Below are 15,859 nucleotides of genomic sequence, written 5' to 3'. Positions count from 1 at the left end.
GCTCGCATTGATGAAACAAGAATGGTTTCTCTGCTAAAAAAGCTAATTGGCAGTCGTAACGACCGCATACTTAAACAGTTTCGCAAACAGGTCGCGCAAATCAATGCGCTTGAACCGGCCATGGGGGCGCTCAGCGACGAAGAGCTGACAGCGAAAACCGCCGGATTTCGTCAGCGTATTGCCGATGGTGCCTCGCTGGATGACCTTCTGCCCGAGGCATTTGCCGTCGTGCGCGAGGCCAGCAAGCGGGTATTCGGCATGCGTCACTTCGACGTCCAGTTGCTGGGCGCCATCGCTTTGCACAGCGGCAAGATTGCCGAGATGCGCACCGGTGAGGGTAAAACCCTGATGGCAACGCTTGCCGTCTATCTGAACGCGCTGGCCGGCAAGGGCGTACACGTCGTGACCGTCAATGATTACCTGGCACGTCGTGATGCCGAATGGATGGGCCGGTTGTACTCCTTCCTGGGCCTGACCACCGGCGTGGTCGTGCCGCAGCAAGATAACGAAGAAAAGAAAGCAGCCTATCAGGCCGACATCACCTACGGCACCAATAACGAATACGGCTTTGATTATCTGCGCGACAACATGGAGTATCGCGCCGAAGATCGCCGTCAGCGTCCGTTGTTCTATGCCATCGTCGACGAGGTTGACTCCATCCTGATCGACGAGGCGCGCACGCCGCTTATCATTTCCGGCCAGGCCGAAGATAATACCGATCTGTATACTCGCATGAACGTCGTACCGCCCATGCTTACGCGCATGGCGAGCGAACCCAAGCCGCACGAGCCCGAGCCCGAAGGCGATTTCTGGGTAGACGAAAAAGGCCAGCAGGTGCATTTGTCAGAAGCCGGGCAAATCAGGGCTGAAGAGGTTCTGACTCAGGTCGGGCTGCTGCCCGAAGGCGAATCCCTCTACGACCCGCGTCATATTTCACTGGTTCACCATCTTATGGTGTCCCTGCGCGCTCACTCCCTGTTCTTCCGTGATCAGCAATACGTGGTACAGCAAGGTGAAATCGTTATCGTCGATGAGTTCACGGGTCGCCTGATGGCGGGCCGGCGTTGGTCCGACGGCCTGCACCAGGCGGTGGAAGCCAAGGAAGGCGTCAAGATCCAGAACGAGAACCAGACGCTGGCGTCCATTACCTTCCAGAACTACTTCCGCATGTATGGCAAGTTGTCCGGCATGACGGGTACGGCCGATACAGAAGCCTACGAGTTCCAGTCGATTTACGGGCTGGAAACCGTCATCGTGCCGACCAATCGTCCCATGGCACGTAATGACCAGAACGACCAGGTCTTCAAGACCGACGCTGAGAAGTACAACGCCATCCTGGCCGACATTAAAGATTGTCACGAGCGCGGGCAACCCGTGCTGGTCGGTACGACCAGCATCGAGAACTCCGAACTGCTGTCAGGCCTGTTGAACAAAGAAAAACTGCCGCACTCGGTGCTTAACGCCAAGCAGCATGCGCGTGAAGCCGAAATCGTGGCGGAAGCCGGCAAGCCTGGCCATATCACCATCGCCACCAATATGGCAGGCCGCGGTACCGACATCGTACTGGGTGGCAGTGTCGAGAAACAGATTGATGTGTTGCGTGCCGATGCATCCCTGACCGACGAGGAAAAGGAAGCGCGAATTGCCACCATCAAGGCTGAGTGGGCGCCTGCCAACGAGGCCGTCAAGGCAGCTGGTGGCCTGCGCATCATAGGTACCGAGCGCCACGAATCCCGTCGCATCGATAACCAGTTGCGTGGCCGGGCAGGCCGCCAGGGCGATCCGGGCTCCTCGCGTTTTTACCTGTCGCTTGAAGATTCGCTGATGCGCATCTTTGCCGGCGACCGGGTGCGTGCCATTATGGAGCGGCTGCGCTTGCCCGAGGGCGAGCCCATCGAGGCAAAAATGGTGTCTCGTTCCATCGAGTCGGCTCAGCGCAAGGTCGAGGCACGCAACTTCGATATCCGCAAACAATTGCTCGAATACGACGACGTGTCCAACGACCAGCGCAAAGTGCTGTACGCGCAGCGCAACGAAGTGCTCGAGTCTACCGACGTTGCCGATACCATTGCTAATTTGCGTGATGCCGCCCTGAGCGAGCAGTTCCGGTCCTATATCCCGGAAGGCACCATGGAAGAGCAATGGGACGTACCGGGCTTGCAGACCGCACTCGAAGCCGAATGGCAGCTTGCCTTGCCTCTGGTTGATATGCTTGAGCAGGAATCCAGCCTTACCGATGACGATTTGCTGGACCGGGTTCTGGAAGAAGGGCGGCGCCTGTATCAGGTCAAGGTCGATCTGGTTGGCAGGGAAGGCTGGGCTCCCTTCGAGCGCTCCATGTTGCTGCAATCCATCGACACCAACTGGCGCAATCACCTGTCGTCACTTGATCACCTGCGCCAGGGCATACATTTGCGCGGCTATGCACAGAAGGATCCCAAGCAAGAGTTCAAGCGCGAGGCGTTCGAGCTGTTCTCAAGCATGCTGGACCGCATTCGTGACGAGGTCGTGCGTACGCTGATGAATGTTCGCATCCAGTCGTCCGAGCAGGTCGAGGTCGAAGAACCCGAACCCCAGCTCGAGAATGTGACTTACCACCATTCGGATTATGATGCCGCGCTTAGTGGTGAAGACCCCGGGCTGAACCAGGCTTCACAAGGCGCAGAGGTGCCCAAGGTAGGTCGTAACGATGCATGCCCTTGCGGCAGCGGGAAGAAATACAAGCATTGCCACGGCAAGCTTGCCTGATTCCGCGTACAGGGCTTTCCTGGCCTGATCCAAAGGCCGGGAAAGCATCCACGCTTTTAGATCAGGAAAACCGTAGCCAGTCCCAGGAATACAAAGAAACCCAACGAATCGGTGGCGAAGGTCAGCAGCACCGACGAACCCATTGCAGGATCTTTGCCAAAGCGATCGCGCAGCATGGGAATGACCACGCCCAGTGCCGCGCCGATCAGCATATTACAGATCATGGCGGCCATCATGACTGCAGCAATGGCCAGCGAGCCTGAAATCGCCCAGGCGAATGCCGCTGCAACCATACTGCCGCACAACCCCACCAGAAACGTAACGGTCAGTTCACGCTTGACCAGTTGCCAGGCGTTCTGGCTGCTTACGCGTCCTACGGCCAGCGCCCGGATAATCATGGTCATGGTCTGGTTGCCCGAGTTGCCGCCGATACCGGCGACGATGGACATCAGGAAGGCCAGGATAACGATATGGCTGACCGTATCCTCAAAACGGGATGCAATCAGCGAAGCCGTTGCCGCGGTGCACAGATTCACAAACAGCCAGGGGGCGCGGTTGCGCAAGGCATCCAGCACAGGTGCGAAGATATCCTCTTCCTGAAGACCGGCACGGGACAGGGCCTGTTCCTGCGAGTCTTCCTGCATCACGTCAACCACTTCGGCGATGGTCACGCGACCTATGAGGCGGCCCTGATCATCGGTCACGGGCGCCGACACCAGATCATAGCGCTCGAAGGCTCCGGCCGCATCGGCGTCGGAGTCGAGCGGATTCAGGGTCAGGTAGTCGGTGGACATCACCGTGGAGACCAGGTTTTCAGGATCCTTGACCAGCAAGGTCGACAGCTGCAAAGTGCCTTGCAGCTTGTCGTCCCGGTCGACCACAAAGACCTGGTCGGTATGATCGGGCAACTCTTGTAGACGACGCAGGTATCGCAGTACGACTTCAAGGGTGACGTCCTCGCGCACACGCACCATCTCGAAGTCCATGATGGCCCCGACCGTGTCTTCGGGGTAGCCCATGGCTTCGATCAGTTGAGCACGCTCGGCATCGGTCAGGCCTTTCTGGACCTCGCTGATGACCTCGGCCGGCAGGTCGGCGGCCAGATCGGCAATCTCGTCTGCATCCATGGTGCCGGTGGCGGCCACCAGATCCTGGTGATCCATGGACTCGATGAGCGATTCACGGGCCCAGTCGTCAACTTCGAGCAATACATCGGCGTCGTGTTCGGCGCTGACCAGCTGCCAGACAGCCTGCCGCTCCTGCACCGGTAGCGACTCGAGGATGAACGCGATATCCGAGGGGTGCAGATGATTGATGATGGCCCTGATCTCGTTCTCGTGCTGTCGGTGCAGCAGTCCTTCGAGCAGGTTCGAGCGGTTGTCCTCTTCGAATTGACGACGCGCAAGCGCTTCTACGACTTCCTGTCGCTTAAGTATGGTTTGCAGCTGCTGCAAAGCCAGTTGTGCGTCTTCAGGATCAAGGCGGCGCGGTATGGTGATCGGCACGCTTTCAGCCTGGACTGGGGAATCCGGCATGGTCAACCTTGGTTTCAGGCAGGAGGAAGTGGACGGCGCTTGCGCTGGTCATCGGTCGCAACGTAAGTCAGGATGGCTTCCGTGACTTTGACGACCTCGAGCTCCAGGCGCTGGCGCTCGGCATAGACTTCGACCGATACGGTCACGGATGTGGTGCCGACCTTCACGATTTCCGCGTAAAAACTCAACAGATCGCCCACAAACACCGGTTGCTTGAAGGTGAACGAATTCACCGCAATCGTGGCTACCCGCCCGGCAGCGCGGCGAGTCGCGGGAATGGATCCCGCTATGTCGACCTGGGCCATGATCCAGCCGCCGAAGACATCCCCGTGGATATTCGAGTCGGCGGGCATGGGCGTGACGCGCAGTACGGCGTGCCGTTCTGGTGGTGGTAACACAGTGGTGGTGTTGGCGTTCAAGAAGGTGGCTCCCGAAATGTTTAACGAGTGGGATTGGCCAGCCATTGCCTGGCCAGCTCGACCCAATAGGTTGCCCCCAGGGGAATGAGGTCATCGTTGAAGTCGTAGCTCCCGTTATGCAGCATGCAAGGACCGAGGCCATGACCGGCGATGCGATGATCGCCCTGGCCATTGCCTATCCAGATGTAGCAGCCCGGTACTTCCTTGAGCATGAAGGCAAAGTCTTCGGACCCCATCGAGGGTGTGACGGACTGATCGACCTGGGACTCGCCCACAATGCCGCCGAGCACCTGCGCACAAAAGGCCGCTTCGGGCTCGTGGTTGATCGTGGGAGGATAACGGCGCAAAAAGGTAAAGCTTGGCGTGCAGTCGAGCGCCCGGCAGGTGTGTTCGGTGATGTCGCGCATGCGGTTCTCGATGAGGTCAAGGACGTCATCGGAAAACGTGCGTACCGTGCCCCGCAGCGTGGCGTCGTTGGGAATCACATTATCGGCCGAGCCAGTGTGTATCTGGGTAATGCTGATGACGGCAGGATCCAGCGGATGGCGATTGCGGGTGACGATGGTTTGCAGGCTTTGGGCCAGCTGGACAGCGGCCATGACCGGGTCTGCACCCAGATGCGGCATTGCTCCGTGCGCGCCCTTGCCCTCGAGGACAATTTCAAAGGTGTTGCTCGAGGCCATGATGGGGCCGGCGGTCAGTCCGAATGATCCTGCGTCCATGCCTGGCCAGTTATGCATGCCGAAGACGGCATCCATGGGAAACAGGTCGAACATGCCATCGTCTATCATGGCCTTGGCACCGCCCAGACCTTCTTCTGCCGGCTGGAAAATCACATACACAGTGCCGTCGAAATCACGGTGTTCAGCCAGATAACGCGCAGCGGCAAGCAACATGGCCGTGTGGCCGTCGTGGCCGCAAGCATGCATTTTCCCCGGATTGCGGCTGGCATGCTCGAAGGTGTTTGCCTCTTGCATGGGCAAGGCGTCCATGTCGGCGCGCAGTCCCAGGGCTTTGCCGTTGCGGGTTCTGCCATGTATGGTGCCTACCACTCCGGTAACGCCCAGTCCACGGTGTACAGGTATGTTCCAGGACTCCAGCTTCGCGGCAACGACATCGGCGGTTCGCACTTCTTCGTAGGCCAGTTCCGGATGAGCGTGGATGTCGCGCCTGATATCAGTGATTTCGGACTTCCAGCCCACAATCGCTTCAGCGAGTTTCATGCTTGTCTCCTGTTTTTCTTTCTATTGTGAAGTTATTCTTTCTTCAGATGCGGTTGTATCATGGCATCGAGCGCAGGTGCGGTGTGGGTGTTGCCGGCATACACATAGCCTTTTATGGGCCATGGGGTGCGGTGGTACATGTCTTCGCAAACGCCGCCGGCCTCGCGCACAATGACTGTTCCGGCTGCGACGTCCCAGGGGGCCAGCCCCATTTCCCAGTAGCCGTCGTAGCGTCCGCAAGCCACCCAGGCCAGGTCAAGCGCAGCTGCGCCCAGGCGTCGTACGCCGCGCGTGGTATTGATGGCTTCGTGCAGCGTTGGCATGTACTGGTCTGCAAACGAGAAGTCACGGAAAGGGAAACCCGAGCCGAGAACGGATTCGGCCAGAACCTCGGTTTGCGAGCACGTGATGCGATGCCCGTTCAGCCAGGCTCCGACACCATGCATGGCGGTAAACATCTCTTCGCGATTGGGGTCGTATACCACCCCAATGACGGGCGTGTCTTCGGTCAGGGGAGTGTCTCCGTCGACCAGGGTACCTGCGTGTGCGATCAGTGCAATCGACACGGCATATTGCGGAATGCCATGAAGAAAGTTGGTGGTGCCGTCAAGTGGGTCGATATACCAGGTCGCTGCCCCCGAGGTTTGTCCGCCGCTTTCTTCGGCCACGATGCCCAGCTCGGGCGTACGTTCGCGCAGGATCTCGAGAACCGCCTGTTCGGCTTCGCGATCAGCCTGAGAAACCAGATCATTGCGACTTTTTTTGTCGATGACCAGTTCGGCGCGGTTGTGTGAGTAGGCTTGCAGGATGGCTGCTGCTGCGTGGGCTGCAGTGACTGCGGCGTCGAGGTAGTCGCTGAGAGGAAGACGGGTTGATGGCATTGTTGTACGGTAATTGGTCAACTGGAGCGGATTTGCTCACGTATCATTGTACGTGATGGTATCTTATATTTATTGCACCGAACTGTATGTCCAGCAACTATGAACCGCTGATACCGGCTCAGCCGGAACTGAATCAGCGTGGCGTGCCTGTCAGCGCCAGTTTTGGCGATGTATACCACCCGCAATGGGGGGCCCTCGAGCAGGCCCGGCGTGTATTCCTCCACGGCAACGATCTGCCCCGACGCTGGCGCGGCAAAGCCAGCTTTACCGTTTGCGAAACGGGATTTGGGCTCGGGCATAATTTTCTGGCGCTGTGGCTGGCCTGGCGCCAGGACCCGCACAGATCCAGGCGGCTGCATATGGTGTCGTTCGAACTGCATCCGTTTGCCAGCCATCACATGCAGGCCTTCTGGAAAGAGAGCCTGTCTGCGGCGGAGCAGGCGCTTGCCAGCGAACTGCTGGCGGCATGGCCGCCGTTGCTGCCGGGCCTGCACCGGCTGGAACTCGATGGCGGGGCAGTTACTCTGACACTGGCATTTGGTTCAGTGGAGCGCCTCGCCAGACAAGTCTCGGCACATGTCGATGCCTATTTCCTGGATGGCTTTGCGCCGCGTGTTAATCCGGCAATGTGGACGCGCCATCTGTTTGGCCAGTTGGTACGCATGGCGAATGTGGGCGCCACGGCGGCAAGCTGGTGCTGTGCCGGAGAAATGCGTCGCGGATTACGCGATGCGGGCTTCCTGGTATCCAAGGTGCCGGGCTATGGCGGCAAGCGCGAAATAACGGTGGCCACCTTGCGGCCTGGCATGGGCCGGCAGGGCGGCCAGGCTGAGCGTGGTGACAAGGTTCTGGTGGTCGGTGGTGGGCTGGCGGGTGCGGGCGTCGCGCAGGCGCTCGCCTTGCGGGGGCACGAAGTCGAGGTGTTCGATCCTGTATTCGCACAGGGGTTGGGAGCCAGCCATCTGGGTCATATTGCCGCTGCACTCACGCCGGTCATCAGTCGTGACGATGATATTCGCGCACGCTTGAGCCGGGCGGGCACCTTGCGTGCCCTGCAGCGTTGGCAGGGCTTGCCCGAGCCTGCCCGTCCCTTGCGCTGCGGAACGCTTGAGGTGGCCACCGACGCCCAGCATGCGGCGGATCGCCGGCTGGCTCTTGAAACCTTGCGCTTGCCCGCTGACTGGGTCAGTTGGGTAGAAGGGGCACAGGCAAAAGAACTGGCCGGTGTGGAACCGCCCTGGGGCGGCCTCTGGTTTTCAGCCGGACAACGAGTGCAGCCCGAGGCCTTGCTGCACGCTTTGTTGGGCCTGCCCGGGGTATACTGTAGGGATAGCTCAGTCAGTCGTTTGCTCTATAACGACGCGGGTCGGGAGTGGCTGGCATTCGATGCCGACGGGCGGGTGCAGGCCAGTGCTTCCAGTGTGGTGCTGGCCAATGCATGGCACGCCTCTGCGCTGTTGGCAGCCACGCCAGGCCTGGGTGCCATGCCCAAGGTGGGCGCCATGCATCGATTGGGCGGGCAGGTCAGTTACTTTGCGGCCAACCAGCCAGGCTGGCCGCACGCCATTGTCGCTGGCGATGGTTATTGTCTGCCGGCTGTCGATGGTCTCCATGTGGGCGGCAGTACGTATATGGCCGACGTGGCCACAAGTAAAATAACGGCACAAGGGCACCAAGACGTCATGAACAAGCTGAGTGTGTTATTGAATGTGCAAAAGGCCGCAGTTGGGCCGGTACCAGCCAAAGGATGGGCCGGCTGGCGTGCAGCAGTCAGTGATCGTCTGCCTGTTATTGGTCAGGTTCCTGGCTCTTCGGGTTTGTGGCTGGCTTGCGCATTCGGTTCGCGCGGCCTGACCTGGGCGCCATTAGCCGGTGATCTGATAGCCGCCCGTCTTAACCACGAACCGTTACCCCTGGAGCGCGAGCTGATGCGAAAAATTGCTCCCCGCTGACCATTCCATCAATTTCTTAAGGTGCATAAATACGTGCGATTTTATTTTATAGCCCAAATCCGTCAAAATAATGGCTTTTGAATGCTTATTGGGCGTAAGCCCCGAGGATTGCGCTGTGCCGCCCAAGTCTGACCTTGATCACGTGACGCAACTTGTTGCCCTGGATTTTCTAACCTCGAAATCGACACGAGCCGATTTTGCCGTGCCTGACACCGATATGCAGCTTCTGATTGAAGCGCATGCTCCGGGCGTCTACCGCTTGCGCTGTGCGCAAGCGGGTGTACTGCATAACGAAAAGCCCGGCGCGCGGGCCCGTGCCCACGCCGAGATGCTGTTGGCGCGCCACGAGCCGGTAGGCGAGCTGGCCGTCAGCTCCATTGCCGAAGCACCGCATAGCGGCTGGCGGCTTCAGCAGGGTGACATTACCCTGGAAGTCACGCAGTCTCCTTTGCAGCTGTTCGTTTACAAGGGTGAAGATTGTGTGCTGGGTAGCTCCGGGCTTGCACTGGCATGCGACCACGACAAGCAGCAAGCCTCCTGGCATCTTGCATTCGAGCTGGATGGCGACGACGCCCTGCATGGCACCGGAGAAACCAGCACCGAGCTGGATCAGCGCGGCAGTACAAGAGTCTCCGACGAGCACGGTGCGCGAGCGCTGCCCTTGGTCTGGAGCACCAAAGGGTGGGGCCTGTATTTCAATACCCTGGCTTGCGTGAAGCATGATCTGGGCGACACCGATCCCGATCTGTACCAGGTTTCGCTGTCTGACGGTGTGCTCGACCTCTTCCTGTTTGTTGGCGAACCGTCAGAAATCCTGAATCAGTACACGGCCCTGACCGGTCGTGCCGGCCAGCCGGGTCTCTGGCCCATGGGTGTCTGGCTCGATCAGGCCGGCGGTCAGAGTGTGGAAGATACCCTGGCTGTCGTGCAAACCTTCCGCGACCAGCAGTGGGGGCTCGATGCCGTCTGCCTGGCGGCGCCAGCTGCGTACGGCTTTCAGGCCGACAAGCCGGCCTTTGAGTGGGATGCCAACCGTGTCCCCGATGCGCGCGATCTGTTCGCCCGAGCCCAGGCACTGAACGTGCAGTTTGCAGCACCTTCATTTCCGGGAGTGCTGCGTGGCACCGAAATGTTCGACGAATGGGAAGACCGTGGCTGGCTCCTCATCGACGATGACGGCAATGCCCACGTTTTTGAGGGCAATGAAGCCAGTGGCGGCCAGCCTTTCGGCTTGCTTGATCTCACGCACAAAGACGTCTACAAGCTTTGGTCAGAGCGTCAGCGCCAGGTTTTCGACGAAGGCCTGGGGGCGCCCGTCTGCAATGCGCAATTCGATATCCCCGACGGTATCACCGCGCGCGGCGGAGAATCCGGCGCCATTTTGCGCACGGTTTATCCCTTGCTGGCGCGTCGCGCCTTGTTTGATGCGGTTGCGGGGCATAAAACACCACAAGAAGGCGTGGTCATCAGTAGCGACGTCTTTCCTGCGGCGCAGCGTTTTGCCTGGCAGCGCGGCCCGCGCACAGGCAACGACTGGGCGGCCTTTGAACATAGCCTGCGCACGGCACTCTCGCTGGGCGACAACGGCATTACGGTTCAAACACACACGCTGGGGTCCGCGCAGCATCCTGTCAAGGACATGACGCCAGAGCTCTATATACGCTGGCTCGCTGCCAATGTCTTTTCAGCCAATTTCAGTTTTCAGGCCTTGCCGGCCCTGTTGCCTACGGCGTTTGATGCGGCAATTCAGGAATTGGTGCGGCATTGGCTGCAATGGCGCTACCGGCTGATTCCCTACGTGCTGGGGATTATCGAAGACGCAGTTCGTTCAGGCCTGCCGGTGCAGCGCTCCATGGCGCTTGCCTTCCCTTCCGATCCTCTGGCGCAAGCCTGGGATACGCAGTACCTGCTGGGGCCGGCCCTGCTTGTGGCGCCGGTGCTGAAACCGGGCAAGCAGACGCAGGTCTATTTGCCCGAAGGCGACGCATGGTGGGATCTCAATACCGGCTGGCGCTACGAGGGCGGCACGACCTGGACTGTCGACGCCGACCTGGATACATTGCCGTTGTTTGGCCGCGAGGGCCATATGTTGTGTCTGGGGCCAAACGCCCAGCATACCGGTGACTTCAATTCAGCCCGCATCCTCGACGAGGTCTGGATGTTTGGCATGCCCGAGCACAGCCCGGTGGTCATGCGCAACAAGATTCGTGTCATGCAAATGCAGGGATCCAGCTATATCAAGGGCCTGGAAGGCTTGCGTATCCTTCCGTCGGAAGGTCTCGAGGTCAAGCGGCGCGGGGCGGAAGTCCGCATATCGCGGGCGCGCTGATTGTGCTGCAAACCTCGGGGAAATAAAAAAGGGCCTAAGCCCTTTTTTATTTCCCATTCAGTGTGATGACCAGATCAGGGTCGAAGTCTGGGTTTTCGGTGATGCCGTCTTTCGTGTAGCCGCGCGGATTGCAGACTACACGTGTCTGATTGACCTGGTAATCGAAGCTGTTGTGTGTGTGACCGTGTATCCACAAGGCGGGCTGGCCCTCATCCATAAGATCCTCGCTGTTCGAGACAAAGCAGGTATTGATGGGCGAGCCTGCAAAGCGCGAATGTATGCTTTTGGGGGATGGGGCGTGATGCGTGATGACGACAGTAGGCCCGTCGAAAGGTGTGGCCAGGTTTTGCCGCAACCATGCGCGATTAAGCCGGAACAGGGCTTCGACGTCGTCGGGGGTCAGGTTGCTGTCGGGCCTGGTGCCGGACCGGATGCGGCTGAAATCGTAGGTGAATTTCAGTGCGTGTGCGATGGCCTCATCGCGGGCTTTACCCGGGCCTTCGAGATTGAAATCCGTCCATAGTGTGCTGCCAAGAAAGCGTATGCCATGGAGCACGATGGCTTCGTTATCCAGTACGTGTATTTGCGTGCCGTCGGCATAATGCTTCAACAGGCTTATGGTTTCCTTCATGTCGCTGCCGTAGAACTCATGATTGCCTGCCACATACAGCACTGGCTTGGTAAATGCCCGGGCCCAGGCAATGGCTTCTTTTGGCCGGCTGATGTCGCCTGCAAGTATCGCTATGTCAAACTGCGACGAGGGCAGGGAAAGGCCGCCCCTGCTCAAATGCAGATCTGAAAGTATGGACAGGCGTACGGGTTCTTGACTGGCAGGCATGATGATGTTCCATGGGTAATGGCCGGGTGCAATACATCGTAATCCACCAGACGTGACTGTGTATTTTGCGCCGCAGCTAATTTGACACGCTTAAAAAAAAGAGTCATAATAGCTGTCTTAGGTTGGGTCGTTAGCTCAGTTGGTAGAGCACCGGACTTTTAATCCGTTGGTCGCGCGTTCGAGCCGCGCACGACCCACCAACTATTTCAAGAGGTTGCGTGATTTCACGCAGCCTCTTTCTTTTTGGCGTTGGGGGATTTCTTGGCAATTCGCTCAAGCGCTCCCCTAAGCCTCGATGTAGCAAGGTGCGAGTAGCGCTTGGTGCTGGCTACCGACTTGTGCCCGAGTACGCCGCCCACCGTGTAGAGGTCAACATCCACGTTGATCATCGCGCTGGCCGACGAATGCCGCAAGTCGTGAAAACGGACATAGCCCAACCCGATAGCTCGGGCCGCCTCTTTAAAACGCTTAGATATCCAGAATCGATCCCTCATAGGGACTTTCAGGCAAGCTTGTATTTTTGGATGGATAGGCACCATCCTAGGATCTCCGTTCTTGGTGTCTGTCAAGACGAAATTCCCCCCAACAGCATCGGCCCGTAAGATTTCCGAGATGCGCATGCCGCTATAAAAAGCGATTCGGATCGCGGCCCTGGCGGACTGGCACCGGCACTTTTTGGCAATCATAAGCACCTGCTTGCGGGTCAAATAGTAATGACGATCATTGTTCACCGGCGGCACTTCCACTTTCTCGCCTGGGTCGTGAAGCCCAAGACCGTGATGCTTCCACGCATACCGGCAAGCCGATGTCAGGTAACGTATCCGATTCTTGATTGTAGCCGGCGCCAGTGGCGAGCCATCATCTTTGAGCGCCTTTTCCCGGTAGTCCCGGCAGACTTGGGCAAGGTCGCCCATATTCTTCCCTTGATAGGACCAAAACATCAAAGCAAGCTCATTTTCAATGTTTTCGCCAGATTTCAGGCCTGGAACTTTGTGCTTCAGATATAACTTGATGGCGTCTTCAATCAGGCCGTCTGGCTTTTCGATACCAGATGCAACGGCGTAGAGCCTCGCTGATTCTTGGCGGTCGTAGGCGTCAGCCTGGGGCTTTTTCCACGTTTTCGGAAGTAGCTTTCTAGATCGGACCCTTTGGCCGTTAATGATGCGGTCGAAGTCGAATACGAGGCAACCGCGTTTTTTGTCTTTATAGATCGACATGATTGTAAGTACTCGGTAAGATCGTCCATCGAAAAAAGGACACGCCTGCCGATTCGATGGCAGGGTATCGGGCCGGTTGGCGCAGCTAGATCATAGACTGTCCGGGAGGAGACTCCCAGATGCTGCGCAGCTTGCACTACAGAGAGCATTCTCTATCTCCCATCAAAAACCCGCCACGGGGGCGGGTAGATTCAACCACCTGGCTGTTACGGCCAGCACCTCGGCTATGCGCTCAGTCATGGCCATCCTCCATAGTTATCCACAGCCCGCCAGCGAAAACCGGGGGCCCCTGGGAGTTATCCCCAGGCAAGGGGAGTTCGAACCCCAGACTCTCGCTAGTCACGAGCGGGCATAGGGGGGTAATAATAATATTTTGGGTGGTCATTGCCGTTTCTCCAGTTCGCTCCAGGCCTCGTCTTCCTCGGGCGTCGGCGCGTCCTGCTGTGCTTGCTGCTCCGCGATGCCGACAATTGCTTGCAGGGCATAATCAAGTGCTGCCTGCTCATTTGGGCCAAGCATTTTTTCTTCGAGCTTGAAACGGCACAAGAACATACTGGCACGTTCTGGCGTCATGGCACTCGGCCCCTTCACCGGCTCTGCGCATTTAAGGCAAAAATACTGGTCGGCTTTCTTTACCCAGCCATCTGCATTTTTATTTCCCACCCGACCGCAGCCGTCGCAGGCCATATAAAATTCCAGCATTGCCTCGCACCGCTCGCAGTCATCGTCTGTACAGCTTTCGGCGTGAGCAATATTTTGGGCGTCAGTAGGCTCGTCAACCGTCAAGGATTGCTTGGCTGGCGACTCGGCAGGTTGTGAGGGTGTGTCAAACATCCAGTCTTGATTTAATGCTGGCTTGTAGCGCTGCTGGCGGACATGGGCGATGGCGGATTGCCAAACTGAATAGCATCCTTCTTTTAGGGATGGCGAACGATCTTTGGTTTCCCACCACGCCTCAAACGCGGCGCGTTGGTCTTTGTCTTGTTGGGTCATTGTTCTTCCTTTAAGTCCCTGCGCTTGCCTTCCCAGTCACAGCCCATGCAATGACATTCAGCATCGTCGTCGTGGGTCTTGCTTGAGTGGCAGTAGAAATGGCCTGTGTTTACGTCATATGCTGTTCGCTCGTAGACAAGCAGGTTGTCCGAGCCACAGTTAGGGCAGGTTTTCATCACTCCCCCTCAATGCGGCGGCGGGCGATATCGAGCAGGAATGCCCGCAGTGCCTTCCATTCGTGGTTTCTGCAGCCGCTATCGACATAAACGCGGAAACCTTCGCCTTTGGCATCGGCGAACTCTTGCGCCGATTCCATGGTGATGAAGGTTGCGTAGTGCTCCCATTCTTAGATGTAGCCTGTGCGGATGTATCCATCCGGTTCGTCGCCGCTATCGATCCAGTTGCCCTCAAGAGTCTCCGCCTCATCGTCAACTATCCGAAGCCCGCTATCGTTGAAATGTTCACTTTCACCTACGCGGCGTATCTGGCGTGGTATTGGCGCATGTGAGCTGGTCTGAGCGCTGGGAACGAATGGACCCTGAGCGCGTCCTGATGCGCAAGCAGGAGCAGCAGCAGCGCCAGCACGCCAGATCAAAGCAGGGCAAGCAGGAAAGGGAGAGGGAAGGCATTGAGGCATTATTTGAAGGAAAGCCAATGACGCAGGATGAATCTTTACAGATCGAAGAGCTGCTTGAGACCTGGTACCGGTACGAGCGGGCCTATCTGCCGGCATTGGGGGCGCCAAGGGTTTCCGTGTCATGCAAGGGGCACGAGCCGGAGAAGGGTGATACCCACGCTACCGGCTCAGACAGGGACGAGCTATTGGAGCGCATCACAGCTGAAGCAGTTGAGGCGTGTGTAGACGAGTTGCCGGTCATGCAGCGCGCGGCCATTAGTGTGCATATGCGCAACAGGACGACGCGGCAGGCGGTGCACCGTAACCCGCGAATCGAAGATCAGCATCGAGCGTATCAAGAGGCAAAGATGGCCCTGTGGCCAAAATTGAAGAGAAAAGGATTGGTGAAATGATACTGTGCGCATTGACAGTGGATGAATTCACAGCGATAATACTCATGTCGGGGCGTCTTGCGCCCTGAAGAATCGTAAGCCCTGCCAATCGGTGGGGCTTATTTATTTCCGTTTCGTTCTTCGATTCGTCTTCGGTTCAGCTGTATCGCGTCGCCCGTCGGCTCCCAATCGTTCCAATAAGAGTCTGGCAGATCAGGAAAGTCCTCTGGCTTCACCCCGGTAAAGGTCGGTTTGTAGCCGCGTCGCTTCATTTCCTCGATCAACGCCAAATGACGCTTGGCGAGGTAGCCCAGACGAGTGTAGAAGAAAAGGACGTGGCCCTTTCCGAGTGTATACGCCTGCGGTTGAGTAAAGCTGCCACGCAGCGCAGCCTTCTGCGCCAGTGCAAATACACGCGGCAACTCCCGGTATTCAGCAACGAGATGAGGGCCGCTGAGTTCTTCTACAGGAACGCAGTTGATTCGGGTCATACGATAGATTCTGAGCGTAAAGCACTTTTATACCAGTTGTCTCCTCCTAGGCTGTTACACCCAGCCCCTCGCGCCCCGCTGATTCATTCGAGTCACGGGGCGCCTCCTTTTTGAGGCTACAAAAGCCTATGAAAATCCCCTGCGCCGCAACGCCTCTCGTGGCAATGCCATCAAGGCTGAACGCAGTCATCATTCAGCTGGTTTGAAAGTTCGGGCAGCTTTTTT

Annotated in this window: 13 protein-coding genes, 1 tRNA gene and 1 pseudogene; 5 read left to right on the top strand and 10 right to left on the bottom strand. The window is 58.0% G+C overall.

Annotation, left to right across the window (positions count from 1 at the left end; translation table 11 throughout):
- The first annotated feature begins 21 nt into the window (after positions 1 to 21).
- Positions 22 to 2,748: a preprotein translocase subunit SecA gene (gene secA / locus LKR43_RS13945; RefSeq protein WP_227684768.1), complete on the top strand. Its 2,727-nt coding sequence runs from the start codon at positions 22 to 24 to the stop codon at positions 2,746 to 2,748.
- 56 nt (positions 2,749 to 2,804) lie between these two features.
- On the opposite strand, the gene mgtE is transcribed toward secA, so the two are convergent.
- The 4 genes from mgtE to LKR43_RS13925 form a co-directional block, all read right to left on the bottom strand.
- Positions 2,805 to 4,283 (bottom strand): magnesium transporter, encoded by a 1,479-nt coding sequence (gene mgtE, locus LKR43_RS13940; protein ID WP_227684766.1) that lies wholly within the window; start codon positions 4,281 to 4,283, stop codon positions 2,805 to 2,807.
- Between the two features lie 14 nt (positions 4,284 to 4,297).
- The gene (locus tag LKR43_RS13935; protein WP_227684821.1) at positions 4,298 to 4,636 is read right to left on the bottom strand and encodes an acyl-CoA thioesterase; all 339 of its coding nucleotides are present in this window, start codon (positions 4,634 to 4,636) and stop codon (positions 4,298 to 4,300) included.
- A gap of 86 nt (positions 4,637 to 4,722) precedes the next feature.
- Complete coding sequence (locus LKR43_RS13930; protein WP_227684764.1) at positions 4,723 to 5,925, bottom strand: M20 aminoacylase family protein; 1,203 nt, start codon at positions 5,923 to 5,925, stop codon at positions 4,723 to 4,725.
- Positions 5,926 to 5,957: 32 nt separating this feature from the next.
- Positions 5,958 to 6,806: an inositol monophosphatase family protein gene (locus tag LKR43_RS13925; RefSeq protein ID WP_227684763.1), complete on the bottom strand. Its 849-nt coding sequence runs from the start codon at positions 6,804 to 6,806 to the stop codon at positions 5,958 to 5,960.
- A gap of 86 nt (positions 6,807 to 6,892) precedes the next feature.
- Between LKR43_RS13925 and mnmC the strand changes: the two genes are divergently transcribed.
- Positions 6,893 to 8,758: an FAD-dependent 5-carboxymethylaminomethyl-2-thiouridine(34) oxidoreductase MnmC gene (gene mnmC, locus LKR43_RS13920; protein WP_227684761.1), complete on the top strand. Its 1,866-nt coding sequence runs from the start codon at positions 6,893 to 6,895 to the stop codon at positions 8,756 to 8,758.
- A gap of 115 nt (positions 8,759 to 8,873) precedes the next feature.
- Positions 8,874 to 11,087, top strand: a complete 2,214-nt coding sequence (locus LKR43_RS13915; protein WP_227684759.1) for a glycoside hydrolase family 31 protein — start codon at positions 8,874 to 8,876, stop codon at positions 11,085 to 11,087.
- Between the two features lie 46 nt (positions 11,088 to 11,133).
- On the opposite strand, the gene LKR43_RS13910 is transcribed toward LKR43_RS13915, so the two are convergent.
- The gene (locus LKR43_RS13910) at positions 11,134 to 11,925 is read right to left on the bottom strand and encodes a metallophosphoesterase (RefSeq protein WP_227684758.1); all 792 of its coding nucleotides are present in this window, start codon (positions 11,923 to 11,925) and stop codon (positions 11,134 to 11,136) included.
- 124 nt (positions 11,926 to 12,049) lie between these two features.
- Between LKR43_RS13910 and LKR43_RS13905 the strand changes: the two genes are divergently transcribed.
- Positions 12,050 to 12,125 (top strand) — tRNA-Lys (locus LKR43_RS13905).
- A gap of 24 nt (positions 12,126 to 12,149) precedes the next feature.
- Here the strand turns inward: LKR43_RS13905 and LKR43_RS13900 are convergent.
- The 4 genes and pseudogenes from LKR43_RS13900 to LKR43_RS13885 form a co-directional block, all read right to left on the bottom strand.
- Complete coding sequence (locus LKR43_RS13900; protein ID WP_227684757.1) at positions 12,150 to 13,142, bottom strand: integrase; 993 nt, start codon at positions 13,140 to 13,142, stop codon at positions 12,150 to 12,152.
- A gap of 14 nt (positions 13,143 to 13,156) precedes the next feature.
- Positions 13,157 to 13,291, bottom strand: a pseudogene (locus LKR43_RS16335) (helix-turn-helix domain-containing protein); the annotation flags it as partial.
- A 232-nt stretch (positions 13,292 to 13,523) separates the two neighbouring features.
- Positions 13,524 to 14,135, bottom strand: coding sequence for a hypothetical protein (locus LKR43_RS13890; RefSeq protein ID WP_227684755.1), 612 nt, complete (start codon positions 14,133 to 14,135; stop codon positions 13,524 to 13,526).
- 175 nt (positions 14,136 to 14,310) lie between these two features.
- A complete protein-coding gene (locus LKR43_RS13885) occupies positions 14,311 to 14,451 on the bottom strand; it encodes a hypothetical protein (RefSeq protein ID WP_227684748.1) in 141 nt (46 codons plus the stop codon).
- A gap of 215 nt (positions 14,452 to 14,666) precedes the next feature.
- Between LKR43_RS13885 and LKR43_RS13880 the strand changes: the two genes are divergently transcribed.
- Positions 14,667 to 15,164, top strand: coding sequence for a hypothetical protein (locus LKR43_RS13880; protein ID WP_227684746.1), 498 nt, complete (start codon positions 14,667 to 14,669; stop codon positions 15,162 to 15,164).
- Between the two features lie 98 nt (positions 15,165 to 15,262).
- Here the strand turns inward: LKR43_RS13880 and LKR43_RS13875 are convergent, their stop codons facing one another.
- On the bottom strand, positions 15,263 to 15,634 hold the full coding sequence (locus LKR43_RS13875) for a pyrimidine dimer DNA glycosylase/endonuclease V (RefSeq protein WP_227684744.1): 372 nt from the start codon (positions 15,632 to 15,634) through the stop codon (positions 15,263 to 15,265).
- Between the last annotated feature and the right edge of the window lie 225 nt (positions 15,635 to 15,859).

Source organism: Pusillimonas sp. MFBS29 (genome assembly GCF_020687695.1).
In the GTDB taxonomy this organism is placed as follows: Bacteria; Pseudomonadota; Gammaproteobacteria; order Burkholderiales; family Burkholderiaceae_B; genus Pusillimonas_C.
This window is presented reverse-complemented; position numbering and strand designations above follow the sequence as displayed.

Coding starts and splice junctions, on each gene's coding strand:
- LKR43_RS13930 (WP_227684764.1), bottom strand. CDS start 5,925: ATGAAACTCGCTGAAGCGATTGTGGGCTGGAAGTCCGAAATCACTGAT.
- LKR43_RS13900 (WP_227684757.1), bottom strand. CDS start 13,142: ATGTCGATCTATAAAGACAAAAAACGCGGTTGCCTCGTATTCGACTTC.
- LKR43_RS13935 (WP_227684821.1), bottom strand. CDS start 4,636: ATGCCCGCCGACTCGAATATCCACGGGGATGTCTTCGGCGGCTGGATC.
- LKR43_RS13885 (WP_227684748.1), bottom strand. CDS start 14,451: ATGGAATCGGCGCAAGAGTTCGCCGATGCCAAAGGCGAAGGTTTCCGC.
- LKR43_RS13925 (WP_227684763.1), bottom strand. CDS start 6,806: ATGCCATCAACCCGTCTTCCTCTCAGCGACTACCTCGACGCCGCAGTC.
- LKR43_RS13880 (WP_227684746.1), top strand. CDS start 14,667: ATGGACCCTGAGCGCGTCCTGATGCGCAAGCAGGAGCAGCAGCAGCGC.
- LKR43_RS13910 (WP_227684758.1), bottom strand. CDS start 11,925: ATGCCTGCCAGTCAAGAACCCGTACGCCTGTCCATACTTTCAGATCTG.
- mgtE (WP_227684766.1), bottom strand. CDS start 4,283: ATGCCGGATTCCCCAGTCCAGGCTGAAAGCGTGCCGATCACCATACCG.
- LKR43_RS13875 (WP_227684744.1), bottom strand. CDS start 15,634: ATGACCCGAATCAACTGCGTTCCTGTAGAAGAACTCAGCGGCCCTCAT.
- secA (WP_227684768.1), top strand. CDS start 22: ATGGTTTCTCTGCTAAAAAAGCTAATTGGCAGTCGTAACGACCGCATA.
- LKR43_RS13890 (WP_227684755.1), bottom strand. CDS start 14,135: ATGACCCAACAAGACAAAGACCAACGCGCCGCGTTTGAGGCGTGGTGG.
- mnmC (WP_227684761.1), top strand. CDS start 6,893: ATGTCCAGCAACTATGAACCGCTGATACCGGCTCAGCCGGAACTGAAT.